Origin of the sequence: Arthrobacter sp. UYEF36, from assembly GCF_040547025.1 — a bacterium.
Lineage (GTDB): Bacteria > Actinomycetota > Actinomycetes > Actinomycetales > Micrococcaceae > Arthrobacter.
In genome coordinates, this window is record NZ_JBEPOX010000005.1 from 106,762 (window position 1) to 132,092 (window position 25,331).

General features: G+C 66.9%; 20 protein-coding genes. 10 read left to right on the plus strand and 10 right to left on the minus strand.

Annotated elements, in window-relative coordinates:
- Window position 1 precedes the first annotated feature (1 nt).
- From ABIB29_RS09605 to ABIB29_RS09625, 5 genes are all read left to right on the plus strand, one after another.
- Window positions 2–391: a DUF1622 domain-containing protein gene (locus ABIB29_RS09605; RefSeq protein ID WP_354172222.1), complete on the plus strand. Its 390-nt coding sequence runs from the start codon at window positions 2–4 to the stop codon at window positions 389–391.
- Between the two features lie 40 nt (window positions 392–431).
- Complete coding sequence (locus ABIB29_RS09610) at window positions 432–1,220, plus strand: isocitrate lyase/PEP mutase family protein (RefSeq protein ID WP_354172223.1); 789 nt, start codon at window positions 432–434, stop codon at window positions 1,218–1,220.
- 13 nt (window positions 1,221–1,233) lie between these two features.
- A complete protein-coding gene (locus tag ABIB29_RS09615) occupies window positions 1,234–2,109 on the plus strand; it encodes a YqjF family protein (RefSeq protein ID WP_354172225.1) in 876 nt (291 codons plus the stop codon).
- A gap of 95 nt (window positions 2,110–2,204) precedes the next feature.
- Window positions 2,205–4,145 (plus strand): HNH endonuclease signature motif containing protein, encoded by a 1,941-nt coding sequence (locus tag ABIB29_RS09620; protein ID WP_354172226.1) that lies wholly within the window; start codon window positions 2,205–2,207, stop codon window positions 4,143–4,145.
- Between the two features lie 351 nt (window positions 4,146–4,496).
- Window positions 4,497–5,426: an alpha/beta hydrolase gene (locus tag ABIB29_RS09625; protein WP_354172228.1), complete on the plus strand. Its 930-nt coding sequence runs from the start codon at window positions 4,497–4,499 to the stop codon at window positions 5,424–5,426.
- Window positions 5,427–5,504: 78 nt separating this feature from the next.
- Here ABIB29_RS09625 and ABIB29_RS09630 read toward each other — a convergent pair whose 3' ends face one another.
- From ABIB29_RS09630 to ABIB29_RS09650, 5 genes are all read right to left on the minus strand, one after another.
- Window positions 5,505–7,265: a gamma-glutamyltransferase family protein gene (locus tag ABIB29_RS09630; RefSeq protein WP_354172446.1), complete on the minus strand. Its 1,761-nt coding sequence runs from the start codon at window positions 7,263–7,265 to the stop codon at window positions 5,505–5,507.
- Window positions 7,266–7,365: 100 nt separating this feature from the next.
- Window positions 7,366–7,494 (minus strand): MFS transporter small subunit, encoded by a 129-nt coding sequence (locus ABIB29_RS09635; protein WP_354172230.1) that lies wholly within the window; start codon window positions 7,492–7,494, stop codon window positions 7,366–7,368.
- A 1-nt stretch (window position 7,495) separates the two neighbouring features.
- Window positions 7,496–8,890: an OFA family MFS transporter gene (locus ABIB29_RS09640; RefSeq protein WP_354172232.1), complete on the minus strand. Its 1,395-nt coding sequence runs from the start codon at window positions 8,888–8,890 to the stop codon at window positions 7,496–7,498.
- A gap of 169 nt (window positions 8,891–9,059) precedes the next feature.
- On the minus strand, window positions 9,060–11,495 hold the full coding sequence (locus tag ABIB29_RS09645) for a Tex family protein (RefSeq protein WP_354172447.1): 2,436 nt from the start codon (window positions 11,493–11,495) through the stop codon (window positions 9,060–9,062).
- Window positions 11,496–11,647: 152 nt separating this feature from the next.
- The gene (locus tag ABIB29_RS09650) at window positions 11,648–12,253 is read right to left on the minus strand and encodes an SOUL family heme-binding protein (protein WP_354172234.1); all 606 of its coding nucleotides are present in this window, start codon (window positions 12,251–12,253) and stop codon (window positions 11,648–11,650) included.
- A 255-nt stretch (window positions 12,254–12,508) separates the two neighbouring features.
- Between ABIB29_RS09650 and ABIB29_RS09655 the strand changes: the two genes are divergently transcribed.
- Window positions 12,509–16,126, plus strand: coding sequence for a TM0106 family RecB-like putative nuclease (locus ABIB29_RS09655; protein WP_354172236.1), 3,618 nt, complete (start codon window positions 12,509–12,511; stop codon window positions 16,124–16,126).
- A gap of 268 nt (window positions 16,127–16,394) precedes the next feature.
- On the opposite strand, the gene ABIB29_RS09660 is transcribed toward ABIB29_RS09655, so the two are convergent.
- The 3 genes from ABIB29_RS09660 to ABIB29_RS09670 all read right to left on the minus strand — a co-directional run bounded on the left by ABIB29_RS09660 (window position 16,395) and on the right by ABIB29_RS09670 (window position 20,533).
- Window positions 16,395–17,468, minus strand: a complete 1,074-nt coding sequence (locus ABIB29_RS09660; protein ID WP_354172237.1) for an alkene reductase — start codon at window positions 17,466–17,468, stop codon at window positions 16,395–16,397.
- 82 nt (window positions 17,469–17,550) lie between these two features.
- Window positions 17,551–18,606, minus strand: a complete 1,056-nt coding sequence (locus ABIB29_RS09665; protein WP_354172239.1) for a 2,3-butanediol dehydrogenase — start codon at window positions 18,604–18,606, stop codon at window positions 17,551–17,553.
- Window positions 18,607–18,742: 136 nt separating this feature from the next.
- A complete protein-coding gene (locus tag ABIB29_RS09670; protein ID WP_354172241.1) occupies window positions 18,743–20,533 on the minus strand; it encodes an NAD(P)-binding domain-containing protein in 1,791 nt (596 codons plus the stop codon).
- Window positions 20,534–20,737: 204 nt separating this feature from the next.
- Between ABIB29_RS09670 and ABIB29_RS09675 the strand changes: the two genes are divergently transcribed.
- Complete coding sequence (locus tag ABIB29_RS09675) at window positions 20,738–22,075, plus strand: GAF domain-containing protein (RefSeq protein WP_502915586.1); 1,338 nt, start codon at window positions 20,738–20,740, stop codon at window positions 22,073–22,075.
- Between the two features lie 46 nt (window positions 22,076–22,121).
- Here ABIB29_RS09675 and ABIB29_RS09680 read toward each other — a convergent pair whose 3' ends face one another.
- Together ABIB29_RS09680 and ABIB29_RS09685 are read right to left on the minus strand one after the other, a co-directional pair.
- Window positions 22,122–23,072, minus strand: coding sequence for a hypothetical protein (locus tag ABIB29_RS09680; protein ID WP_354172245.1), 951 nt, complete (start codon window positions 23,070–23,072; stop codon window positions 22,122–22,124).
- The gene (locus tag ABIB29_RS09685) at window positions 23,069–23,722 is read right to left on the minus strand and encodes a DUF6318 family protein (RefSeq protein ID WP_354172247.1); all 654 of its coding nucleotides are present in this window, start codon (window positions 23,720–23,722) and stop codon (window positions 23,069–23,071) included. Before ABIB29_RS09685 ends, ABIB29_RS09680 begins: the two co-directional genes overlap by 4 nt.
- Window positions 23,723–23,943: 221 nt before the next feature.
- Between ABIB29_RS09685 and ABIB29_RS09690 the strand changes: the two genes are divergently transcribed.
- From ABIB29_RS09690 to ABIB29_RS09700, 3 genes are all read left to right on the plus strand, one after another.
- Window positions 23,944–24,378, plus strand: coding sequence for a pyridoxamine 5'-phosphate oxidase family protein (locus ABIB29_RS09690; protein ID WP_354172249.1), 435 nt, complete (start codon window positions 23,944–23,946; stop codon window positions 24,376–24,378).
- Window positions 24,379–24,429: 51 nt separating this feature from the next.
- Window positions 24,430–24,861 carry a very short patch repair endonuclease gene (locus ABIB29_RS09695; RefSeq protein ID WP_354172250.1) on the plus strand — a complete coding sequence of 144 codons (432 nt, stop codon included), beginning with the start codon at window positions 24,430–24,432 and terminating at the stop codon, window positions 24,859–24,861.
- A gap of 161 nt (window positions 24,862–25,022) precedes the next feature.
- A complete protein-coding gene (locus ABIB29_RS09700) occupies window positions 25,023–25,325 on the plus strand; it encodes a hypothetical protein (protein WP_354172252.1) in 303 nt (100 codons plus the stop codon).
- Window positions 25,326–25,331: the final 6 nt, after the last annotated feature.

A 25,331-nucleotide genomic window follows, 5' to 3' on the forward strand; every position in this document is an offset into this window, starting at 1 on the left:
CATGGATTTTCAGGAAATGATTCAGGCAGTTGGCGGGTACATGGACGTCGCCGGTGTGGCCGTTATGGTGATCGGCGCCGTCGTGTCCGTGCCCATGGCTTTGCGTGGCTTCCAGCCGCGCAGGCGGCCGGAAGGGGAAGAGCCGCTCTCCGTCTACCGTTCCTACCGGCAATTGCTGGGCCGTTCGATCCTGCTCGGTCTGGAGCTTCTGGTCGCGGCGGACATTATCCGGACCGTCGCCGTCACACCGACGTTCGAAAGCGTCGGCGTGCTCGCCATTATCGTGCTGATCCGGACCTTCCTGAGTTTCTCCTTGGAGCTCGAAATTACCGGCCGCTGGCCCTGGGAGAAACAGCCCGAGGACTCCCCGTCCGTTTCTACAGCGGGCTGAACCGCTTCCGGGTGTCACGGGCTCCCGTTAGGCTCAGGGCATGACTGAATCCGTTGCTTCCCTTGCGCCCAAAGCCACCGAGTTGCTCAGGCTCCACCAGGCGCCCGAAATCCTGCAGGTCATCAATGTCTGGGACGCCGTCTCCGCCAAGGTGGTGACGGACGTACCAGGCACCGCCGCGTTAGCCACGGCCAGCCACTCCATCGCCGCGTCGCAGGGCTACCCGGACGGCGAGAATATTCCGTTGGAAGAAATGATCGACGCCGTCCGGCGGATCGCCGCCGCTACAACACTTCCGGTGAGTGCCGACCTCGAAGCGGGCTACGGCAACCCCGGCGAGACGGTACGCCAAGCCATTGGTGCCGGGATTGTTGGGTCCAACATCGAGGACCAGATGCGCCCGCTCGGCGACGCCGTGGCGCAGATGAGCTCGGTTGTGCGCGCAGCCGAGGCCGAGGGCATCGATTTCGTCCTCAATGCCCGCACCGACGCCTTTTTGAAAGGCAAAGACCGAGACCCCGCTGCGGTGCTGGCTGACGCCATCGAGCGCTGCCGCGCCTTCCTCGACGTCGGCGCGACCACCGTGTTTGTGCCTGGCCTGCTGGACGAGGCCACAGTCGCCGCCCTGGTGGACGGTATCGGCTGGAACAAGGTGTCCGTCATCAACGTGCCCGGTTCGCTGGCTCCGGTCAAACTCCAGGAGCTTGGGGTGGCGCGGATTTCCTACGGCCCGTGGACCCAGCGCGTCGCGCTGACGGCTCTGGCCGATGCGACCGGAGAGCTCCTCGCTGGCGGGGCCCTTCCGGACAACACCCGGCCCCTGAACTAGCCGGCGCCGACTCATGGTCGTTGACCCCTGGCCTGATGCCCCTGAACTTCCGACCCCGATCATCATGGATCAGCGGTGGACGGACGCGGTCTTTCTCCACTGGCGCATCCCTCATGCCGTCGCGGCGCCGTTTATGCCCCCGGGGGTGGTGCCGGACGACTTCGACGGATCCGCGTGGGTGGGGCTGATCGGGTTCCGCATGCAGGGCGCCGGCCTGGGCCGCGGGCCCGGGATCCCCTACTTCGGGAGCTTCAACGAGATTAATGTGCGCCTCTACTCCCGGGAGCCGGACGGCACCCGGGGTGTGGTTTTCCTCAGCCTGGATGCGACGCGGTTGGCGGTAGTGCTGGCTGCGCGGGCGGCAGGGATTCCTTATGTGTGGTCGCGGGCGGGCTTCCGCGGGGTGGGCGATTTGGATCCTTTGGCTTCTTTGGAGGGCGGACGTCCGGCTGAGGCGGCTGGTCCGGCAGCCCGGCAGGCGGTGTCGCCGCCGGGGGCAGCGTCCGTGCCGCCGGCGGGGGCGGCAGCCCGGCAGACAGTGCCGGCGGGCGCGGCGGACCCCCGAGCCGGGTACTGGGTGCGGCGGTTCCGGGGCAGCGCCCGGAGCGACTTTGCGGTTGCCCCTGAGTTCGACGTCGAAGCCACCGATCCGCTGTCTCTCCACCTCACTGCCCGGTTCGGCCTGCACACCCGATTCCGCGGCAGGACCCTGTACGTCCCCAACACCCACACTGCGTGGCCGCTGTACCGGGCACAACTGACTGTCCTTGAGGATCAGCTGGTCGCCGCGGCCGGCATCAACGTCACGGGTCCGCCCGAATCGGTGCTCTTCTCGCCCGGGGTTCGCACCCAGTTTGGCCGGCCGCGGTTCCTGGATGGCGGGTCCTGAGCCTCCCTGAGTCTTCCTGAATCTCTTGGCGACGGGATTCTGAGGCTAGGTAATGGCCGCCAATAATGTCGGAGCTCGGCGGTAAATTTTGATTCATGGAAACCGTGAGGGATTTCATTGCTTTCGAGGACACGGCGCGGGACGCTGAACACAGCACCGGCCGCGGTACCTCCCGGGCCGGACAGCCCGGCATGGACGGTATGGAAGACGCCCTCACCATACTCCGGAACGTGGGGTTGACGGCGGTCGACGACGCGGCGCTGCTGGGCTTCCAGGCCGCGTCGGATTTCGCCGGCACGGTGGAGGAGGCCGCGCGGGTCGTGGAGTACCTGCAGCTCGTGGCCGCCGGAGCCGTGGACCGGACCCGGAAACAGGCCACGGCCGCCCCCTCGAAGGCCAGCACCTCGTGGACCACCGGCTGGCGTGAGAGCTCCGGCCCCGGCGCTTTCACGGAGGCCGGGACCGGGGCCGGGAGTGTCGGGCCCGTCAGCGTGTCCGCGGCGGCATCGGAAGCTGTGAACGCCCCGGCTGACACTGACTCCCCGGCGGTTGCCGTTGCTGTGAACGCCCCGGCTGACGCTGAGGCACAGGTTGTTGCCATTGCTGTTGGTGTGGCTGTGGATGACGGGTACCGGAACACCACGGAGTTCCTGCGGGCGCGGTTGCGGATCAGCGCCGCCGAGGCCCGGCGCCGGCTGGCCTTGGCCGGGAGCCTCCTGCCGCGGGAGGGATTCACCGGCGAACCCCTCCCGCCCGTGCATGGGGAACTCAGTGCCGCCGTCGCCGCCGGGGAGGTCGCGTCCCGGGCCGCGACCCTCGTCACCCTGGCGCTGGACCGGGTCCGGCACGTCTGCGACGCCGAGGCGTCCGCCCGGATGGAGCACGCCCTGACCCGGACCGCGGCCGAGAACGATCCGGACTTCCTGGCCCGGGTGGCCCGGAGCTGGACCGATGCGCTGGACCAGGACGGCGCCGAGCCCTCCGAGGAACTCCTGCGCCAGCTCCAGGGCGCCTTCATCCGCAAGCCCCGCCACGGCCTCCAGCACCTGGAGATCTTCGCGACCGCCGAACAGTTCGAACACCTCCTCACCGTCATGAACACCGCGACCAACCCGCGCACCGGCGCACCCCAGACACCCGGAACCCCGGAGGCACCCGGAACCGCGGCCGCCGGTGAGGGGTCCGCGGGCGGGCCTGCCGCAGCGGCGGCCACCCTCTCCGCCGGAGCCTCCACCGAAGCCAGCCCCTGGGCCGACGCCGGGAATGACGGCGGGAATGACGGCGGAAGTGCTGGGGTGGACGTCCCGCTGGATCTCCGTTCGCGCCCGCAGAAACACCTCGACGGCCTCGTCGGCGCCTGCAAGGCCGCCCTCGCCGCCGGCACCCTCCCGGCCGCGGGAGGGCTCCGCCCGCAGGTCATGGTCACCATCGACTACCGCGACCTCCTTGCCCGGCTCGGAAGCGGCGACAGCGACCTCCTAGCCCGGCTCGGCCAACTGGCCCAACCGGGCCGGCCCGGAGACAGCCACGACGACACGACGGCCAGTCAGGGCACTGCCGCCATAGGTCCCTTCCGCGCCGGCCAGGCGACGGGGCAGACCGGAACGTTGCTGTTCACCGGACCCATCACCGCGTCCACGGTGCGCAAGATCGCCTGCGATGCGGACATCATCCCGGTCCTGCTCGGCAGCGAAGGCCGGATCCTGGACATCGGCCGGGCCTCCCGGGTCTTCCCGCCGCACATCCGCAAAGCCCTCACCGCCCGCGACCAGGGCTGCGCGTTCCCCGGCTGCACCATCCCGGCGCCCTGGTGCGAAGCCCACCACATCACCTACTGGTCCCGCGGCGGAACCACCGGCACCGAGAATGGCACCCTGCTCTGCTACCACCACCACCATCTGATCCACAAAGAACAATGGACCATCCAGGTCCGTACCGGCATCCCCTGGTTCATCCCGCCACCCCACATCGACCCACGCCAAAATCCCCGCCGCAACTACTACTTCCGCCCCGCAGACCTCGGCCGCGCCGCCTGACCTGCGGTCGAGAAAGAGTGATAGCAGGCAACGGGCCAGACAGAGCAAAGGTGACGTGGGGGGACCCTCATGGTCCAGATATCTCGATCATGGAGATATCATCGAACTGTGAAGGATGCGAGACCGGAGGACCCCGGCCACTCCGGTAGTGCCGCCCTGCCGGACGACTCGACGGAAGCCCCCGGGCATGGACCACGCAGGCTGGGAGCCCCGGGCTTGCCGCTGACTACCGCGGATTTGAAGTCCGCGCACTTCCCATCCGAGGGTCCCAAGTCGACGCGCCTCAGATCTGCGGTCCTGGACCGGAGCGGCGCCCTAACCGCTCTGGCGATGATTCTGGTCCCGCTCTGGATGTTACTTGGCAACAGCGCAGTCCTCGGCGGCCATCCCGCGCTGCCCCTCCTGCTGGGGGCCGCCGTCGTACTGGGCAGCTTCTGGATGTTCAGACTGGTCAAACGCTCGGCCCTGCTCGAGCGTTTGGGCCTGCATAACCACCAATACGCGACTAAACACCAACGGCCACAGCGCAGGGTGTCACGTTGGCAACTGCTCCGCGGCCTCGCGGGCCGGATCGCTGCCCTGGGCCTCGTCGCGGCTCTCGCGTGGCTCAACCCGTTCACGTACCAGCCCGGGGTTCCTCCCGGCCAGGCCATGGGGACGACCGGGACCACGAGGACAACCACCACCGAAGACGCCACCACCATCACCCTCGCCCCGCAAGGTACAGCCAGTGCGGGCCTCGTCTTCTACCCCGGGGCACGGGTTGATGCACGCGCCTACCAGGACATCCTGCGCCCGCTCGCGAACGCAGGGCATCTAGTGGTGATCCTGAAAGTACCGCTGGGCACCTCCCTGCTGCACACAGACCAGGCCCGCGGAGCCATGGACCGACATCCCGGGATCACCACCTGGTCGGTGGGGGGCCACTCGCTGGGAGGAGTGAGCGCGTCCGCCTTCGCGAAGTCGAACCCCGACGTCTCCGGACTCCTGCTGTTTGCCTCGTACCCCGCGGACAGCATGGCGGAGTCCGGCGACCTTTCGGTGCTCTCCATCTTCGGCTCAAACGACGGCCTCTCCACTCCGGACAAGATCGCGGCGTCGAAGCCCCTGCTCCCGCCGATCACCATCCACGCAACCGTGGTGGGTGGCGTGCACGCCTTCTTCGGAGACTATGGCGAGCAACCCGGGGACGGCGTGCCGGGCATCTCCCGCGAACAGGCCCAGCAGCAGATCGCCGCGGAGTCGGTCCGCTTTATGGACCGGCACGTGTCGACCGGCTGACCCGCGAGGGTCAGGCCCACGCCAGCGATACTGCGACCGGCTGCAAGCAGCGTATGGCAGACCTCAGGACTCCACGCGCTAACGCCCCGCCGCGTACCCCTGCGCGCCCCGGGGATTAGCCGCCGCCTGCAGGACACCGGTTGAAGGATCCCGCACCACCGCCGAGAGCCGTCCCAGCGTCCAGCCGCCCGCGCGGGTGACGACATGACCGCGGCGTTCGAGTCCGGCAATAACGTCCTCGCCCAGCCGGTCCTCGACGACGGCCCCGCCGGGCTCCCAAGTGCGCGGCCAGAACGAACCGGGCATCGACGTCGTATGGAAGGTGGGGGCGTCAATGGCCTGCTGCGGCGAGTAGCCGCCGACGATCGTGCGCAGCAGGTACGGCAACTGCCACTGATCCTGCTGGTCACCGCCCGGCGAACCGAGCGCGGTGACGGCCGTGCCGTCCCGCAGCACGAGAGTCGGCGTCAGCGTGGTGCGCGGCCGTTTGCCCGGCGTCAGCGTGGACGGTGTGCCCGGTTCCAGCCAGGTCATTTGCAGCCGGGTACCGAGGCAGAAGCCCAACTCCGGGATGGCGGGCGAAGACTGTAGCCAGCCGCCCGACGGCGTGGCCGAGACCATGTTGCCCCAGCGGTCCACGACGTCGATATGGCACGTGTCACCGCGGGTCTCCCCGCTCGGCGCCACGGTGGGTTCCCCCGCCCCGAGCCCTGCAGAGCCCTCGGCTGCGAGCGCCGGCAGCGTGTAATGGGTTCGCAGCGGCGGCAGGAACGGCTCACGCCCGGGTACCGAACCGGGCCGGAACTCGTGCGAGGCCCGCTCGCCGATCAGGGCCCGGCGGGCGGCGCAGTACTCCTCGGACAGGAGGTACTCCAGCGGCACGTCCGTGTCGCCGTAGTACGCTTCCCGGTCCGCGAGCGCCAGTTTCTGGGCTTCCAGGATGGTGTGCGCCCCGAGCTCGGTGGACGGGTCGAGGTACTCGTCGTCGAACCCCTCGAGCAACGCGAGCGTCTGAAGCAGCGCCGGGCCTTGGCCCCACGGACCCGTCTTGGCGATGGTGTGCTCCCAGAACTCCACGGTGGCTGCCGGTTCGTAGCCGGCCTCGAACCCCGCGAGATCCTGCAACGTGAGGACACCGCGGTGGTCCGTGCCGGAGGAATGCCGGTGCGGGGTCTGGACGGAGTCCACCATGGCTTTGGCCACAAAGCCCTCGCGCCATTCGCGGCGGGCGGCGTCGATCCTGCCCTCGCGGGACTGCCCACCCGCGTCGGCTCCCCCGGCGTCGATCAGCCGTTGCAACGTCCGGGCGTAGGCCGGGTTCCGGACCAGCTCCCCCTCGGCCGGGATCCGTCCGCCGGGCATCCAGAGTTCGGCCGAGGTGGGCCAATGCGTCTGGAACAGCTCTGCCACGGCCGCGATCGTTGCCCCGACCCTGCCCAGCATCGGGTGCCCGTCCCGGCTATAGCCGATCGCGAATTCCAGCACCTCATCCAGTTCCCAGGTCCCGTGGTCGCGCAGGAGCAGGAGCCAGGCGTCGACGGCGGCGGGCACCGCGGCGGCCAGCGCCCCCGAGCCTGGCACGAGTTCGAGGCCCTCGGCGAGAAAGTGCTCCACGCTAGCCCCGGCCGGGGCCGGGCCCTGTCCCATGAGGACAACCGGCGTGCCCGGTTCCTCCGCGGTGACGAAGACGCCTGTCATGTCCCCGCCGGGACCGTTCAGGTGCGGCTCCACAACGTGCAGCACGAAGGCACCCGCCGTCGCGGCGTCGAACGCGTTCCCGCCGCGTTCCAGCACGGCCTGGGCAGCCGCCGTCGCAAGCCAATGCGTGGAGGTACTCATCCCGAAGGTGCCCTGCAGCGTGGGACGGGTGGTGAACGTCGCCGGGCTCGTGAACGCCGCGGAAACGGCTTGTCCGGGTGACCCTGAACCTACAGCGATGTCAGCCAAACAGGGCCGCCACTCGGGTCAGGGTCTCGTACACGCCGTACCCCAGGGGCACGCCGACCAGTGCCCAGGCCACGACCAGTTTTCCGGTGGACGGTTTCACCGCTGTTTGTGCAGTACTCATCTCAGGCCTCCATGGCGGGTTCGTCGGCCCGGACGCTGTCCGGGCGTGGTTCGTGGAACCGGGCATCGACCGGCTTGACCAGCAGGTTGGCCACAAAGCCGATGACCAGCAGCCCAACCATGGTCAGCAGCGCGGGCTGGTAGGACGCGGCGGTCAGCTGGCCGGGCTTGCCCTGGGCATCCAGGAACGCGTTGACGATCAGTGGCCCGGCGATCCCGGCCGCGGACCATGCGGTGAGGAGCCGGCCGTGGATCGCTCCGACCTGGAACGTGCCGAAGAGGTCGCGCAGGTAGGCCGGGACGGTCGCGAAGCCGCCGCCGTAGAAGGAGATGATGACAAACGCGAGCGCCACGTAGAGGAAGGTGCTGGTGGAGCCGGCCAGTGCCAGCACCAGGTAGAGCACGGCGCCGACCCCGAGGTACATCATGTAGATGCGCTTGCGGCCGGTCACATCCGAGGTGGCGGACCAGGCGAAGCGGCCGGACATGTTGCCGATCGAAAGCAGCCCGACGAAGCCGGAGGCGACGGCGGCACTGACCAGGGACACGCCGTCGGACTGGCGGAAGAAGTCCTGGATCATGGGGGCGGCCTGTTCCAGGATGCCGATGCCGGCGGTGACGTTGCAGAAGAGGGCGATCCAGACGAGCCAGAACTGCCTGGTCTTGACCGCGTTCTTGGCGGACACGTTGTCGGTGGTGACGAGTGTGGCGGTCTTGACCTTGGCCGGGTCAAAGCCGGCCGGCTTCCACCCCTCGGCCGGGACCTTGATGGTGAACGCGCCGAACAGCATGTAGGCGAGGTACACGACGGCGAGGGTCAGGAAGAGCTTGCCGACGGAGTCCCCGCTGGCCACCCAGCCCTTGGCGCCGGAGTTGGGGTCGTACATTTTCAGCAGTGCGGTGGAGACCGGGCTGGCGATCAGGGCGCCGCCGCCGAAGCCCATGATGGCCATGCCTGTCGCGAGGCCCGGGCGGTCGGGGAACCACTTGATCAGGGTGGAGACCGGTGAGATGTAGCCGATGCCCAGGCCGATGCCGCCGATGAAGCCATAGCCCAGGTAGACCAGCCAGAGTTGGCTGCTGAAGATCCCGAGCGAACCGATCAGGAAGCCGCTGGCCCAGAACATCGCCGAGGTGAACATCGCCTTGCGCGGGCCGTTCTTGTCCACCCAGGTGCCCATAATGGCGGCGGAGAGGCCCAGCATCACGATGGCGATCGAGAAGATCACGCCGATTTCGGTCAGGCTGGCGCCGAAGTGCTTCACCAGCGCCGTTTTGTAGACGCTCGTGGCGTAGGCCTGGCCGATGCACAGGTGCACGGCGAGCGCTGCGGGCGGCACCAGCCACCGGTTGAACCCGGGTGGGGCGATCGTTCGTTCTCGGTCCAGCCAGCCCATAAGTGCTCCCTTGCTTGTCGAAGACGTCGGTGTCCCAACGGCGTAGAGGCGAAGGGCCCCAAAGTGGGCCGGTGCCTCCGGCAATCATGGTGCAGAAAGTCAGCAAACGTACTATCTGTGCGACGAGCGGTAGGAAATCCGCGATGAACGGTCGCGTCACTTGCAGGCCCTACGTGCCGAGTCCCGCCTTCCGCAGCGCCTCGGCCATCGCGGTGTTGGCCGGCGCCGGAACCGGCGCCTGCCTCGGTGGCTGCTTCTGCGGCTGCCTGGCGGAAGCCCCCCGTCCGGCCGCCGGCTTGCCGGACGGCTGCTTAGCCGCCTGAGGAGCCGCCTGTCCCGGACGTTCCGGCCGCTCAGCCGCACGTCCACCCGTGGCCCGTCCACCCGAGGCAGCTCCACCCGAGACAGCCGGTTCGTCATCGAGCCGCAACGTCAGCGAGATCCGCTTCCGGTCCGGATCGGCCTCCAGCACCTTCACCCGCACCACCTGGCCGGATTTGACCACTTCCCGCGGATCGGAGACGAAGCGGTTGGCCAGTGCGGAGACGTGCACCAGGCCGTCCTGGTGAACGCCGACATCCACAAATGCGCCGAACGCCGCCACATTGGTCACGGTCCCCTCCAGCACCATCCCCGGCCTGAGGTCAGAGATCTTCTCGATGCCCTCCGAGAACGTTGCCGCCGCAAACGCCGGACGCGGGTCACGGCCGGGCTTCTCGAGCTCGGCGATGATGTCCTGCACCGTGGGCAGGCCGAAGGACCCATCGACGAAGTCCTGCGGGTCCAGGGCGGCGTAGCTTCCCGCAGCCGCCCCCTTCCCGCCGGCGGCAGCCTTGATCATCCGCGCCACCGGGTACGCCTCCGGGTGCACACTGGAGGCGTCCATCGGCTCCGCTCCCCCGGTGATCCGCAGGAAGCCGGCGCACTGTTCGAACGCCTTGGCGCCGAGCCGGGGCACCTTCTTCAGCTCGCTGCGTTTGTTGAACGGACCGTGCTCGTTCCGGTACGCCACGATGTTCTCGCTCAGCAGCGGCCCGACGCCGGCCACCCGGCTCAGCAGCGCCGGGGAGGCGGTGTTGACGTCCACGCCCACCGCGTTCACGCAGTCCTCGACGACGGCATCGAGGCTGCGGTCGAGCTTGGCGGCGGTGACGTCGTGCTGGTACTGCCCGACGCCGATCGACTTCGGCTCGATCTTCACGAGCTCCGCCAGCGGATCCTGCAGGCGCCGCGCGATGGACACGGCACCCCGCAGGGACACATCCATGCCGGGCAGCTCCGCGGAGGCCAGCGCCGACGCGGAATACACCGAGGCGCCGGCTTCGGAGACCACAATTTTCTGGGGTTTGGCTCCATCGTTCGAAGCGCCGGCGTCAGCGCCCGATGCCGTGAGCTGCTTGAGCAGTTCCGCGGCGAGTTTGTCCGTCTCCCGCGACGCCGTGCCGTTGCCGATGGCCACGAGTTCGACGTTGTGTTTCCGCGCCAGGTTCACGAGCGTCCGCAGCGCCTCATCCCATTTCCGCGCCGGGGCGTGCGGGTAGATCGTGTCCGTCGCAACCACCTTGCCGGTGCCGTCCACCACCGCGACCTTCACCCCGGTGCGCAGTCCCGGGTCCAGGCCCAGGGTGGCGCGGTTCCCGGCCGGCGCCGCGAGGAGCACGTCGCGGAGGTTGGCGGCGAAGACCCTGACTGCTTCGTCCTCGGCGGCGGCGAACATCCGGCTCCGGAGGTCTGCGGTCAGCCGGGCCAGCACCCGCGAGCGCCAGGCCAGCTGCGCGGTCTGCAGCAGCCACGCGTCGGCGGGCCGGCCGCGGTCGGCAACCCCGAGGAACCGGGCCACGGCGGCTTCGTAGCGGCCGCGCGCGGCGGTGAGCGCGGCGTCGTCGTTCGGTTCAGCCTCGGCCAGATCCAGCTCCAGCACCCCGTCCTTCTCGCCGCGCAGCAGCGCCAGGACGCGGTGCGAGGGCATCCCGGACGGCTGCTGGGAGAACTCGAAATAGTCCTTGAACTTCTGCCCCTCGGCGTCCTTGCCCTTCTTCACGCGGGACACCATCCGGCCCTGGGTCCAAAGCCGCTCCCGCAGTGTGGCGGCCAGGTCAGGGTCCTGCGCGACGCGCTCCACCAGGATGGAGCGGGCGCCGGCGAGTGCCGTGGCGGCGTCGCCGATGGAGTGTTCGGTGTTGAGGTACCGGGCGGCTTCACGTTCCGGATCCAGGTCCGGCCGCTTCAGCAGGGCGTCGGCGAGCGGCTCCAGCCCGGCCTCGCGGGCGATCTGCGCTTTGGTCCGCCGCTTGGTCTTGAACGGCAGGTATATGTCTTCCAGCCGCGACTTCGTATCGGCACCGACGACGGCGGCCTGCAGTTCCGGAGTCAGGGCACCCTGCGCGGCGATCGCCTCCAGAACGGTCCGACGGCGGTCCTCCAGCTCGCGGAGGTAGCGCAGCCGTTCGTCCAGCTCGCGGAGCTGGGTGTCGTCGAGCGTCCCGGTGGCTTCCTTGCGGTAGCGGGCGATGAACGGCACGGTGGAGCCGGCGTCGAGCAAGTCCACGGCCGCCTTCACCTGCCAGGTCTGCACGCCGAGCTCGGCGGCGATCTGGGCGGCGATGCCGGACTCCTGCGTGTGCGGAGCCGGGGTGTGCGGAGCCGGGGTGTGCGGAGCCGGGGTCTTGCCGGACGGAGTCCGGGGCGGCGGTGCGGAGGCTGAACTGGCGGGGCGCTGCGGGAGTTGGGTCACCCTGCCATTTTGCCTTACCGGGGTCAGGGGCCCGCGGTGCCGGCCGCGGGAGGGGGCTGCTCCACGTCCTGGACGACCTCGTTGCGTCGCAGGAACCAAGGTTTGAACGGAGGGTCAAAGCCGGCGAATCGCGGCGGCCCCACGGCCCTCAGCCCGGCCAGCATCAGTGCCGCCTGGAGGCCACTGTTGCGCCGTTCAAAGGAAGCTCGCGATCCGCTGCCCGAAAACCGAAGAGCAGCAGTCAGAGACTCGGGGATGGTCCGGATCCTGACCTGGGGGTTCGACGGGACCGGGGCCGTCTCCGCCGTCAAACCTGCGGGGAGCACAAAGGCAATCACAAAATCAGCGGTTTCGTCGCTTCCCGGCAGCGGACCGCTCTGGATCACCGGGGCGGTCATCGCCAGCTTCTGCGAAGGACCGAGCTCCTGGATCACCGGGGCCGTCATCGCAATCTTCTGACGGGCGTTGTTGCTGCCGCTGATGTAGTTGAACAGGTGCCGGAAGGCAGCATTCCCGGCTCGGTCAAACGTCGCGTGGACCTGTATTTCGGCCACAACGTGCGCGGGATAGCGGCGCAGCTCGAAGTGCGCGAAGCGCTGGACCAGCTCGAAGGGTTGCTGTTCGGTCATGGTCCTCAGACCATACGCCGATCCTGCGGCGGGAACCAGCGGGCGGTTCCTGCTTCCTGCTTGGTTGTCAGAGGGCTTTGATAGCTTGAAGAACACAAGGCCAGGTTTCGCTGGCGGCAAGTCTCAGGCGGCAAGTCTCAGGCGGCAAGTCTCAGGCGGCAAGTCTCAGGCGGCAAGTCTCAGGCGGCAAGTCTCAGGCGGCAAGTCTCAGGCGGCAAGCCGCTGCAACCGCGGGGCATCAACATCGGGGGCACAGTGTTTTTTCTTGAACCGGAAGTAGCAGGTACCGCGCAGGACCTGGTCTTCTCCGCGAGCGACCTCGTCACGGCCGCCAGTTGCGAGTACCAGCTGCTGCGAAAACTCGACGAGAAGCTCGGCCGCTCGCCCAAGGCTGCCTTCGACGACGATGAGATGCTCAAGCATGCAGCCGTGTTGGGTGACCGCCACGAGCACAAAGTCCTTGAGGGTTTCGTCGAGGAGTTCGGACCCTGGGATCCGGCCTCCGGGCGCGGCGTGTACGACGTCATACCGGCACAGTCCATGGACCGCACCACCCTGCAGGCCAAGCACCGGGAATCCCTCGACGCCCTGCAATCCGGCGCCGACGTGGTGTTCCAGGCCGCTTTCTTTGACGGCCAGTTCCATGGCCGTTCCGACTTCCTGGTCCGCCAGGCCGACGGCAGCTACGCCGTGTTCGACACCAAGCTGGCCCGCCATGCGAAGGTGACCGCGCTGCTCCAGCTTGCCGCCTACGGCGATCAGCTGTTCAAGGCCGGGATAACACCGTCCCCGGTTGTGACCCTGGTCCTCGGCGCCACGGTCCCGCTCCCGGGCGGCGGCTTCGACTACGTCCGAAGCCACCACAAACTTTCGGAAATCCTGCCGGTCTTCCGCGAACGGCGGGACCGCTTCCTGGCATTGACCTCGGCGCATCTGGCGCAGCCCGGCACCGTGCAGTGGGGCACGCCCGGGCTGAGCGTCTGTGGCCGTTGCGACTACTGCCACGAGCAGGTCGTGGCCACCGACGATCTGCTGCTCGTGGCGCGGATAAACTCGGCACAGCGCAAGGCACTCCATGTGCGGAGCATCTTCACGGTAAAAGAACTCGCGGAAGCCCAGCTGCCCGGGGCGAACGGGGCACTGCTTCGCTTGCAGGACCAGGCCCGGATGCAGAGTGGGGTTGGTGCTGCCGACGGCGGTGTCCGGTACGTCAAGGACAGCATCGAACACACCATCAGCTACAAGGTGGTCCCGGAAAACTCGCTCGCCGAACTGCCACCGCCCAGCGCCGGCGACATCTTCTTCGACTTCGAGGGTGATCCCCTGTGGCAGGAAAGCGCCACAGGGGTGTGGGGACTGGAGTATCTGTTCGGGGTCGTCGAAGAGCCGACAGGTCCCGGCGACCCGGGGGTGTTCCGGCCGTTCTGGGCGCACAGCCGGGAAGCGGAGAAGCAGGCCTTCCTCGATTTCCTCGACTATGTGGAAAAACGCCGGCTGGAGTACCCGGACATGAAGGTCTACCACTACGCGGCTTACGAGAAAACCGCGCTCCGGAAGCTCTCCGTGATGCACGTGGCGGGCGAGGACACCGTGGACGAGTGGCTGCGCCAAGGCCTCCTGGTGGATCTCTACCAGACGGTCCGCACCAGCATCCGGATCTCGGAGAATTCCTACAGCATCAAAAAACTCGAACCGCTCTACATGGGGACGAATCTGCGCTCCGGGGATGTGAAGGACGCCGGCGCCTCGGTGGTTGCCTACGCCCACTACTGCGACGCGCGCGACGACGGCCGGGCTGAGGAAGCGGCCACCATCCTCGCGGGGATCTCCGACTACAACGAATACGATTGCCTCTCCACACTGGAGCTGCGGAACTGGCTTCTGCGCCTGGCCCGGGAGCGCGGGATCAAGCCGGGCGGCGACGGCGTCGCGTCCGCCGTAACCACCCAGGCAGTCGACACCGGTGCGGACGCCGCGCTGGGTGTTGCTGACCTGGACCCGCTGGAAGTGGCGCTGGCCGGGCTGGCAAGTGCCGACGACGGGCTGTCAGAGGATGACCGGAAGGCGGTTTCCATGCTGGCGGCGGCGGTCAGCTATCACCGCCGGGAACGCAAGGCGTTCTGGTGGGCGCACTTCGACCGCTGCGAGAACGGTCCCGACACGCATCACTTGCAGGACCGCAACGTCTTCCTCGTCGAGGATGCGGAGGTGCTGGAGGACTGGTGGAAGGACGGCGCCAAGCTTCCGGAGCGGAAAGTGAAGCTGATCGGCACGGTCAGTCCGGGCTCGGACCTTCGTGAAGGCAGCACGTGGTTCCGCATGTATGAGCCGCCGCTGCCGGCCGGGCTGGAGGGCACGGGGATCAACGGGACCGGACGCAACGGGTGGTTCGGCACCGAGGTCCTGGAGTTGGGCCATGAGGACGGCAAGGACACCGTCATCATCCGGGACAAGCTCCGCAAGAACATCGAACCGTATTTCCAGGTTCCTGTCGCGCTGACCGAGGACCAACCGATCCGGACCCAGAGCCTCGAGGACGCGCTGGCCGCCCTGGCCTCCGGCGTCGCCGCGGGAGTGCGGGGCGGGCCCTCCGGTTTCCCGCGCCATCCGGCGCTGGATCTCATCCGCCGGGTTCCGCCGCGGCTCGCCGCCGGGGCGTCGCTTCCGGTGCCGGGTGAGGGTCCGGACAGGTTCGTCGACGCGATTACCGAGGCCGTCGGGGCCCTGGATCATTCCTACGTCGCGGTCCAGGGGCCGCCCGGGACCGGCAAGACCCATGTGGGGTCGCATGTTATTGCCCGGTTGGTGGACCGGGGGTGGAAAGTCGGCGTCGTCGGGCAGTCCCATGCGGTGGTGGAGAATCTGCTGAAGACCGCTGTGGCCAAAGCCGGCGTCGATCCGTCCCTGGTCGCCAAGGAAGTGAAACACGCGGAGCCACTCCCCTGGGAGCAGCGCTCGGCGAGGGATGTCGCACGCCTGCTGGGCTCGCCGGGCGGGGCGCTCATCGGTGGGACCGCGTGGACCATGACGGGCGCCAACGTCCCTGCGGGGTCGCTGGACCTGCTGGTGATTGATGAGGCCGGGCAGTTCTCGCTGGCCAATACCCTGGCCGTGGCGCAGGCCAGCAGCCGCCTGCTGCTGCTCGGTGATCCCCAGCAGTTGCCGCAGGTCAGCCAGGGCGCGCACCCCGAGCCCGTGGACGAGTCAGCTCTGGGCTGGGTTTCCGCCGGTCATGCCACGCTGCCGCCGGAGCTGGGCTATTTCCTGGCCGACTCGTGGCGGATGAATTCCGAGCTGTGCCGCGCCGTCTCCGAGCTCTCCTATGAGGGGAAGCTGCGCTCCGCTCCGGCGGCGGACCTCCGGCGGCTCGACGGAGTACCGGCCGGGATCGAAACCGTCATGGTGGAGCACGGCGGCAACGTCACGTCGTCCACAGAGGAGGCCGCCGAGGTCGTCCGCCAGGTGCGCCGGCATCTGGGGCTGAGCTGGCACTCGGAACAGGGCACCCGGCCGCTCGACGTGGCGGACATCCTGGTGGTCGCCGCCTACAACGCACAGGTCAACGTGATCCGCGAGACGCTCGATGCCGCTTCCCTGGCCGGCGTCCGGGTGGGAACTGTGGACAAGTTCCAGGGCCAGGAGGCCGCCGTCGTGATCGTGTCCATGGCATGTTCAGCGGTGGCCGAAGCTCCACGCGGCATGGAATTCCTGCTCTCACGCAACCGGATCAATGTCGCGGTGTCCCGCGGCCAATGGCGCGCGGTCGTCGTCCGCGCGCCCGAGCTGACCAACTACCTCCCCACCCATCCCGAGGGCCTGGAGCAGCTGGGCGGATTCATCGGGCTGTGCCAGAGGTCGGTCGCAGCCAGCTAAACGGGACATGCCCATTCTTCGCGCTCCCACCCACAGGACATGCCCATTCTTCACCCCCGCCTCCACGGGACATGCCCATTCTTCACCCCCGCCTCCACGGGACATATCCATTCTTAAACACGAACAGTGGACAGAATGGCATTCTGTCCACTGTTCGTGGTTACGGCGGGGCATGTCCAGCGGTGCGGGTGGCCCAGGAGGGACATGTCCAGTGGGAACCGGGGCTCCGGCGGGGCATGTCCAGCGGTGCGGGTACCGCCGGCCGGTGCTAGTTCTGGTACGCGGGGTAGTCCGTGTAGCCCTTGGCGTCGTCGGTGTAGAAGGTCGACGGGTCCGGCTCGTTGGTGGGGAGCCCTTCACGCCAGCGGCGGACCAGGTCCGGGTTGGCGATGGCCGGGCGTCCCACCACGACGGCGTCGGCGTGGCCGTCCGCGACCAGCGTCGTGGCCTCCTCGCGGGTGGTGATGACGCCGAAGCCCGAGTTCAGCAGGAAAGTTCCGCCGAAACGGGTGCGCAGATCCTGCACCAACTCGCTGGTGGTCGGGTCCTTGTGCAGCACGCTCAGGTAGGCGAGCTTCAGGGGCGCCAAGGCATCCACCAGAACCTTGTAGGTCTCGTTGACATCGGCTGCGTCAAGTTCGGTGGCGCCCTGGACGTTGTGCTCGGGCGAGATGCGGATGCCGACCCGGTCGGCGCCCACCGCATCCACCACGGCCCGGGTCACTTCAATGACGAAGCGCGCACGGTTGGCAGGCGAGCCGCCGTAGACGTCGTCGCGCTGGTTCGCGGACGGTGCCAGGAATTCGTGCAGCAGGTAGCCATTGGCGGAGTGCAGCTCGACGCCGTCGAACCCGGCCTCGATCGCGTTGCGGGACGCCGTGACGAACTCCTGGACGATGCCCGGCAGTTCCTCGGTGGTCAGGGCATGCGGCACGGGGAACGGCTTCTTCCCCTGGTAGGTGCGGGTCTCGCCGTCGATCGCGATGGCGCTGGGCGCCACCACCTGGTAGCCACCGTTGGTGTCCTCGTGAGTGACGCGTCCGGCGTGCATGACTTGGGCGAAGATGCGGCCACCCTCGGCATGCACGGCAGCGGTGACGTCGGCCCAGCCCTTGAGCTGTTCCTCGGTGACCAAGCCGGGCTGGCCCGGGAATCCCCGGCCGGCGGGGCTGGGATACGTGCCCTCACTGACGATCAGGCCGAGGGATGCCCGCTGCCGGTAGTGCTCGACAACCAGCGGGCCAGGAATGCCTTTCTTGCCGGAGCGGACGCGGGTCAGCGGCGCCATCACCAGTCGATTGGGCAGTTCCAGCTCGCCGAGAGTCATCGGGGAAAACAGCATGCGCAGTTCCTTTCACCAGGGATTGGGTTCGCTGGCTACAACTTCACGGCGCCTGCAACTATTCCGGGTGAGGCCCGGATCACTACGGGTGGACGATGATCTTGACCGCGGTGTCGTTGTGGTGGATCAAGGTATCGAAACCTTTGTCCACGAGATCATCCAGGGCGATTCTTCCCGTGATGAAGGGTTTCAGATCGACTTTTCCCTCCTGGACGAGCTTGATCGCGGCCGCGTGATCGCCGCAGTACGCGATGGTGCCGCGGAGGTCGATCTCCTTCAGGACGACCTTCTGCATGTCGACGGTGGCCGGACGTCCCCAGATCGATACGTTGACGACGACGCCAGCCGGCTTCACGACGTCGAGCATCGTGTCCAGCACGGCATTCACGCCGGCGCATTCGAAGGCCGCGTCTGCCCCCGCGCCTTCGGTCAGTTCCAGCACCCGCGCCTTGATGTCATCGGAGCTGGGGTCCAGCACATGATCCGCGACTCCCGAGGAAACCGCCTTGTCCTTCCGGGCCGCCGAGAGCTCAGTCACGATCGTGGTGACGCCGAGGCCCTTGAGGACCGCTGCGGTCAGCAGCCCAATGGGGCCCGCACCGCCGACGACGGCGACGTCCCCGGCTTTGACGTCGCTCCGGCCGACTGCGTGATAGGCCACCGCGAGGGGTTCGATGAGGGCGGCTTCGTCCAGCGGGATGTCGCCGACGGGGTGGACCCACCGGGTGTCGACGACGACCTTCTCACTCAGGCCCCCGCCGCCGCCGGCAAGGCCGATGAAGCCGAGTTTGGTGCACAGGTTGTAGTGGCCGCTGAGGCACGGGCCGCATTCATTGCAGACGATATAGGGTTCCACCACCACGCTGTCGCCGACGGCGAGCCCGGTCACTCCCTCCCCCAGTTCCTCGACAGTGCCCGAGAACTCATGACCCAGGGTGACGGGTGCTTCCTCGTGGGAAATCGGGTGGGGGTGGCCGGGCGGCGGCGTGAAGATCGGCCCTTCCAGGAACTCGTGGAGGTCAGTCCCGCAGATCCCGCACCAGGCGACGGCGATCTTCACCGTCCCGGGGCGCAGCTCCGGCGCCGGAATGTCTTCAATCCGGAGGTCCTCACGGGCGTGGAATCGTGCTGCTTTCATGGTGATTTGTTCCTTCGCATTACGGGCCGTGGATGCGCCCGGTCAGGCGCATCCACGGCATGTCGTTGGATTCTCACAAGGGGGCCGTCACCCCCAGTGTGGTTCCCAGGGCTGTGATTGTCACGGCCCGTCCAGGTCAGCGCGTGTGGTGCGTGGGCTGACGCTCGAAGACCGGCGTCGGCAGCCCTTCCATCCTGGCTTTGAGCTGCAGCGCCAGATAGCTGGAGTAGTGCCGGCTTTGGTGCAAATTGCCGCCGTGGATCCACAGATTGTCCACGTTGGTGGGTTTCCACATGTTGCGCAGTTCGCCTTCCCACGGCCCCGGGTCCTTGGGAGTGTCGGAGCCAAAGCCCCAGCACTTCCCGACGGCGTCGGCCACCTCGGGTGAGACCAGATCGGCCAGCCAGCCGTTCATCGACCCGTAGCCGGTGGCGTAGATGATGGCGTCTGCTTCCAGCTCGGTCCCGTTGGCCAGCACGACGGCATTTCCGGTGATCTTGCCGACCTCGCCGTTGGCGAGCTTGACCCGCCCGTCAATGATCAGCTGCGAGGCGCCGACGTCGATGTAGTAGCCGGAGCCGCGCCGCAGGTACTTGAGGAACAGGCCGGAGCCGTCGACGCCGAAGTCCAGGTCAAAGCCGGCGGCCTCCAGCTGGGAGTAAAACTCCGCGTCCCGCTCGGCCATCTCCGCGTAGACCGGGATCTGGGCTTCGGGCAGGATCCGGTACGGCAGCGAGGCGAACAGCAGATCGGCTTTCTCGGTGGTGACCCCGTTGGCGAGTGCCTGCTCGGAGTACAGGCCGCCGAGGGCCAGGTCCATAAGGGATTCACTGCGGGCGATGTGCGTCGAGGACCGCTGGACCATGGTGACGTCTGCGCCGTGTTCCCAGAGATCGGCGCAGATATCGTGTGCCGAATTGTTGGATCCGATGACCACGGCCTTCTTCCCGGTCCAGTCTCCGCCGCCCGGGTGCTTGGACGAGTGGTACTGCTCACCTTGGAAGGATTCGGCGCCGTCGAACGCGGGAACGCTGGGATATCCCGAGACGCCCAGGGCGAAGATGAGCTGCTTGGGGCGCAAGGTGACCGGTTCGCCGTCGCGCACCACCTCCACCACCCACTCCTGCGAGGTCTCGTCGAAACGTGCGTTGGTGCATTCGGTCTTGGACCAGTAGTTCAGTTCCATGATCCGCGTGTAGTTTTCCAGCCAGTCGCCGATCTTGTCCTTGGCCGCGAAAACCGGCCAGTCGTCGGGGAACTTGATGTAGGGCAGGTGGTCGTACCAGACCGGGTCGTGGAGGTGCAGGGACTTGTAGCGGTTGCGCCAGGAGTCGCCCGGGCGGTCGTTTTTCTCGATGATGATGGTGGGTACGCCGAGCCGGCGCAGCCGTGCGCCCAGCCCGATCCCGCCCTGGCCGCCGCCGATAATGACGGTGTACGGCTGGTCCTCGTAGCCGAGCCGGGCTTCCTGCTCTTCCTTCAGCTCCAGCCAGGACTTGCGGCCCTTGGTGATCTGGTGGGCGACCCCTTTCTCCCGGTTGACGCCCTTCTTTTCCTCGAAGCCCTTGAGCTCCTGCATGGTGGTGAGCAGCGTCCAGCATTTGCCGTTCCGGAGGCGCAGATGGGCGTAGCCCCGGGCCTGGGCGGTCTCGAAGTTCACCCACGCCTCGGCGTTGGCAGCGTCCCCGGTGGCGTCCTCGGCCAGCGTCCAGTTGCTGGGCTGCACGTCATCCAGGGTCGCATCCAGCATGCGCCGGATGTCCTCTTTGCCTTCAAGTGTCTTGAGGTTCCAGGTGAAGGAGACGAAGTCGCGCCAGTACGAATCGTCGTCGAATAGCTCAAGCACGTCGTCCGTGTTGTGGCTGCGCAGCGCCGCATCGAACTGCGCCAGCCACGCCTCGACCACGCCGTTTGGAGTCTCAGGCATGTTTCCTCTTTCCGTTGCTAACTGTGGGCCGGTCCCGTTGCATGGCGTCCAGACCATGAAGTGACCCGCATCACAAGTAAAGTCCGCAGGGGGTTACAATCGGGTTACACAGAGCTCTCAAGCTCTTGGCCGGTGCCTACGCTGGTCGGGGTGGGCGGTAGCTGACCGAGCGCGACGATGCGATGGCGAGTTGGGACAATGAGCATGCGGCAGGGCAGTCGCTCGATCACGCAGCTCTCGGACCTGAGGTTTTCGGCTCCCGCGGAGTATGCGCGCGCCCTGAGGAAAGCACACGAGGCCACGGTGTCCGGCACTCCGAACCCGCACTTGTCGCCGTCCCTCGTCAAGTCCTGGCAGCGTTCGCTCGCGCTGGGCATCAATCCGGACCAGCATCGTCCGATCCACCGGCATGAGGTTTCCGAGGCACGCTCGCTCAGTGCCGGCCACCGGCTGGCCGCCGTGATGCCCGCGCTGTCACAGCTGCTGGCCGACGAGACCGCAACCGGGCGCCACTTGTTGATCGTGACCGATCATGAGGGCGAAGTGCTGTGGCGGGTTGGCAGCAAGCAGGCGTTGAAACTTGCGGACTCCCTGGAATTCGTGGAGGGGGCCGACTGGTCCGAATCGGGCGTTGGCACCAACGCCATCAGCGAAGCCCTCGTGACGGGTGCCCCGGCGCAACTCTTCTCGGCCGAGCACCTGGTGCGGACGCATCACGACTGGGCCTGCACCGCCTCTCCGATTCGTGACCCTCTGACGGGGGAAGTCATCGGCGTGTTGGATGTTTCCGGCCCGTTCGAATCCGTCACGCCCGACAGTCTGCGGTTGGTGCGCTGTGGGGTGCGGCTGGCGGAGGAGCTGTTGAAATCCGCCACCCCTCCCGGTTGGACCGGCCCCGGGCCCGGAAGGTCCGCAGGGTTTGCTGCTACGGGGCCCTCCGAAGCAGGGGTCCGCTCGCAGCTGACCCTTCGGCTGCTGGGTGACGAGCCGTCTGCGGCGCTCGACGGCGGTCCCAGCCGGCCGCTGACACTGCGCCGTGCCGAGATCCTGGCCCTGCTGGCCTCCCGGACCCAGGGGTGGAGCGCCGATGAACTCGCCTACGAAATTCATGGCGACTCCGGTACGGCTGCGGCGATCCGGACCGAGATGCACCGGATTCGCAGCATCCTGGGCAACGTGGTGGAAGCGAACCCCTACCGTTTCTTGTCGGCCGTCCGGGTGGTTACGGATGCCTCACGCGTGGCTGGCCATTTGCGCGACGGCCGGGTTGCCGAGGCCTTTGCGGCGTATCGGGCCAAATTCCTCAACCGTTCGACCAACCTTGCGATCGGGTTCATGCGTGACGAGCTGAATGAAGCCGTCGGCGCGTCCGTCCGGGCCAGCGGTGACGCCGGGTTGATGCTGAAGTGGTGCACCAGCGACATGGGCTCCTCGGACACGGCAGCCGCAGTAACGGCGGCCACACTGATGGGGCCGCAGGATCCACGCTGTCAACTGGTGAGCGCCCGGATGGAACGGCTCGACCGGGAGCTGCGAGCGTAGATCCGGTGCCATCGGCGCCCTTGCGTGTTGACAGCCGGGCCCCACGCTAGGGAGCGGGAGGTACGACGCCGGGGCATCCTTGGCCTTGCGGGTTGCGGAGGCAGTCGTCAGCGTAGTTCCGGGTGATAGAGCGCCAGACGCTCACGGTCTGCGCCGGCGAACTGAATTGGCCCTGCCCCGGGATGGGCAGCGGCGGCCCGCCATTGACCGAGTACGTGCCCTGGAAATGGGTCGTCAGCACCACCGAGAAATCGCCGGTCTGGGTGTAGACGTGGCTGGTGGCGGTCTTTTCGCCCCAGCGTTCCTGCGGGAGGGGTCCACCGGCTGCCGTCTGCGGCCCAAGAGAGGTTCCGTCGCCGTAACTCCAGGTGTACTGGACAGGCTTGGCGACGACGCGCACGTCCTGGGCCAGGATGGTGATATCGAATTGCTGTTCGACGGCCTCCGCGAAGAAATTGGTCTCAGCTCCCCGAAGTGTGTGCGGACTGGGCTGGGCCGTGACAGAACCTGCGGCGATCGGCAACCGCTGGAACTCCGTTTTGATCGTGGCCGCGATCCGGGGCAGCAAGTCTTCAGGTCTGGGATCGAAGAGACACGTGGGCCCGGAGTGAAAGCTCCACGTTGGATTCGGCACGCCCGCCGGAGCTTTCAGCCACACAACCGGAATGCCGTCCTCGCCGTCCGGACCGTTCTTGCAGTCCACGAGGACAGCAAGGCATTCCGTGTCGAAGTCGCCGCCACCCAGGTGGCACTGCAGTTCGTACTTGTATTGGTAGGGATCGGCTCGTGGGACGCCCGGTTGAAGCGCAACAAACTTCCCTGTTGCTGGATCCAGCCTCCAGCCTCCGACATTGACACCCTGATTGCCGAAACCGGCGTCGATGCCATCACCCTCAGCGAGTGCAGCGTGAGGAAAAAAGCCAAATCCCACGGCTAAGCACGCAACCGCAAGGAACCGGCGGACGTGGCGCCGACCAAGCAAGCCCGTTTCGTTCATCGGATTGGATGTAGACCGACGAGCTGCCATGCGCCGCTCTTATATGTCACGAGCATGACGTTTCCGGTATCGGAAGCCTGCGTTGGTTCACGGAATTCGGTCCCCGGCGGCTCAAAATAGATTATTGTCGCCTGCTGTACCTGCACTATGACCTGGTATTGGCCACTCTCTTCAGCTTCGAATGTCGTGCTGATTGCTGGGGTTTCGATGCGTCCCCCGGCCAGCCAGCGATCGCCCTCATAGTTCGCGGCCAAAGATCTAGTTATGTTGGAACAGAACTCACAGCTAGGAGATGTTACGGATTCCAATCCCGAAGAATTTCCCGTTTCGTAAGCGAAGTTCAACTGGCTGAACCAGTACCGCGCGAACGCCTCTAACCCTTCCTTCGTCTCCGCCTTCGCAGCTTCCGGCAGCACGGGAACCGGAACGTTTTGGGCCCTGCCCGAGGCATCGGCGGGTTTGTAGCTCGCCGTTGGGGCGGGGGTTGCGGTCGGTGTTGGCGACGCCGTGGGACTCGAAGATTCGGGTGCAGCCGTTGCGCCGGGCGTTGTTCCCCCGCCGGTGCAGGCCGTGACCGACAACAGGCTGAGAGCAACCGCGGCGGCAAAAATGCGTCTGCGGCGGTCGAAAGTTGGAGTGCGGGATGTCATGGTCAGCTATTCCCCCCGATAGAAATCAAGACGCCTGAAGCCAAACAATGCCTTAAGGGTAACCGACATCACATTTTGGGCATCTAAGTTATCCACAGGCACTCGATTGCCCAGCGCCACGGCTCCAGGTCAGTTCGCCCCACACCCTCTCGGACCGACACACACCGACTTTCCCGCCTAAGCCTCTGGCGTTTTTCTACACCGCCCAGAACAATGAACCCATGATGTTCGAACATGCAGACGAAAACCCCATCCTTGTCCTCGATGAAGATCAGAGCTGGAAGCTGATTGAAGGAACCAAACACGGCAGGCTCGTGGTTATCGTGGGCGGCGAACCCGATATCTTTCCGGTGAACTACGCCGTGAGCGATAGGAAGCTCTACCTCCGTACAGCCCCCGGCAACAAACTCGCTGAAGTGACCATCAATTCCAAAGTGCTGTTCGAAACCGACGGCATCCTCTCCGACGAGGCTTGGTCGGTTGTCCTGCGCGGCACGGCCCGGGTCCTGGACCAGTCTGCCGACATCGCAGCGGCAGAATCCCTGGGGCTCAAGCCGTGGGTGCCGACCCTGAAGGACTTCTACGTCGAGATCGAGCCCATCTCGGTCAGCGGGCGCCATTTCCAGTTCGGCGAGCACCCGGAGCGTGAGATCTAGGAGCCTTTAGCGGCCGCGGCCTTGCCGCCCAGCGCCGCCTAGACTTAATCCATGGCGGACAAGCTGACCCCCGAGAGGCGCAGCTGGAACATGTCCCGCATCCGCGGGAAGAACACCAAGCCCGAACTCCTGGTCCGAAAGTTGCTCCATGCCAAGGGCTACCGCTACCGGTTGCACGGAACCGCCCGCGGTGGGCGGCTCCCGGGCAACCCGGATCTGGTGTTCGCCGGCCGCCACAAAGTCATCTTCGTTAATGGCTGCTTCTGGCATTTCCATGACTGCCGGGTCGGGCAGCACGCGCCCAAGGCCAACGCGGAGTTCTGGGAAACCAAGCGCACCCGGACACGAACCCGCGACGCCGAACAACGCCGTCAGCTGGAGCACTCGGGCTGGGAAGTGCTGACCGTCTGGGAGTGCGAACTCAAAGATGTTTCTGCGCTGGAGCAGCACCTGGATGACTTCCTGCAGGGAAGAGCCGAATAGGCCGGCGCCACTGAACGACCGGACTTGGTTCTCAGCGACATAAAAATGTCTCAGCGCTAGCCGAGACAGACTGGGCTGTCTCGGGTATTATCCGATTCTGGGGACAAGGACTCTATCGGGTCCGTACTTACTCGTACTTCTACTCCACGGGAGAGCGCCAGATGCCGCACTTGCTGAGGTCCACCACGTCGCTGAGGCCTGCAACTCGGCCCTCGAAGTCATCCCCCGGTTCCCGGCCACCGGAACATCGGCGATCCACCGAGGCCGACCATGTCGATCCCGATCTTGCCCCCCTGCGCGGGCAGGTATCAGCGATCATCGATGCGATTCTCTCCGACACCAAGCCCGAAGAGGCACAGGTTCGCGAGAAGCTCCGCTGGCACGTCGCCAACAATCCAGGCCAGCCGGAGAAGGCTCTCTTGAGCCACCTGCTGTCCGTTTCCGTGGAACAGGCCGCCGGCTAGCAGCGA

Bases quoted from the DNA above. Each gene is read 5' to 3' on its own strand.
- ABIB29_RS09605 (WP_354172222.1), top strand. From the start codon at position 2: ATGGATTTTCAGGAAATGATTCAGGCAGTTGGCGGGTACATGGACGTC.
- ABIB29_RS09610 (WP_354172223.1), top strand. From the start codon at position 432: ATGACTGAATCCGTTGCTTCCCTTGCGCCCAAAGCCACCGAGTTGCTC.
- ABIB29_RS09615 (WP_354172225.1), top strand. From the start codon at position 1,234: ATGGTCGTTGACCCCTGGCCTGATGCCCCTGAACTTCCGACCCCGATC.
- ABIB29_RS09620 (WP_354172226.1), top strand. From the start codon at position 2,205: ATGGAAACCGTGAGGGATTTCATTGCTTTCGAGGACACGGCGCGGGAC.
- ABIB29_RS09625 (WP_354172228.1), top strand. From the start codon at position 4,497: ATGTTACTTGGCAACAGCGCAGTCCTCGGCGGCCATCCCGCGCTGCCC.
- ABIB29_RS09630 (WP_354172446.1), bottom strand. From the start codon at position 7,265: ATGAGTACCTCCACGCATTGGCTTGCGACGGCGGCTGCCCAGGCCGTG.
- ABIB29_RS09635 (WP_354172230.1), bottom strand. From the start codon at position 7,494: ATGAGTACTGCACAAACAGCGGTGAAACCGTCCACCGGAAAACTGGTC.
- ABIB29_RS09640 (WP_354172232.1), bottom strand. From the start codon at position 8,890: ATGGGCTGGCTGGACCGAGAACGAACGATCGCCCCACCCGGGTTCAAC.
- ABIB29_RS09650 (WP_354172234.1), bottom strand. From the start codon at position 12,253: ATGACCGAACAGCAACCCTTCGAGCTGGTCCAGCGCTTCGCGCACTTC.
- ABIB29_RS09660 (WP_354172237.1), bottom strand. From the start codon at position 17,468: ATGCTGTTTTCCCCGATGACTCTCGGCGAGCTGGAACTGCCCAATCGA.
- ABIB29_RS09665 (WP_354172239.1), bottom strand. From the start codon at position 18,606: ATGAAAGCAGCACGATTCCACGCCCGTGAGGACCTCCGGATTGAAGAC.
- ABIB29_RS09670 (WP_354172241.1), bottom strand. From the start codon at position 20,533: ATGCCTGAGACTCCAAACGGCGTGGTCGAGGCGTGGCTGGCGCAGTTC.
- ABIB29_RS09675 (WP_502915586.1), top strand. From the start codon at position 20,738: ATGCGGCAGGGCAGTCGCTCGATCACGCAGCTCTCGGACCTGAGGTTT.
- ABIB29_RS09680 (WP_354172245.1), bottom strand. From the start codon at position 23,072: ATGAACGAAACGGGCTTGCTTGGTCGGCGCCACGTCCGCCGGTTCCTT.
- ABIB29_RS09685 (WP_354172247.1), bottom strand. From the start codon at position 23,722: ATGACATCCCGCACTCCAACTTTCGACCGCCGCAGACGCATTTTTGCC.
- ABIB29_RS09690 (WP_354172249.1), top strand. From the start codon at position 23,944: ATGATGTTCGAACATGCAGACGAAAACCCCATCCTTGTCCTCGATGAA.
- ABIB29_RS09695 (WP_354172250.1), top strand. From the start codon at position 24,430: ATGGCGGACAAGCTGACCCCCGAGAGGCGCAGCTGGAACATGTCCCGC.
- ABIB29_RS09700 (WP_354172252.1), top strand. From the start codon at position 25,023: ATGCCGCACTTGCTGAGGTCCACCACGTCGCTGAGGCCTGCAACTCGG.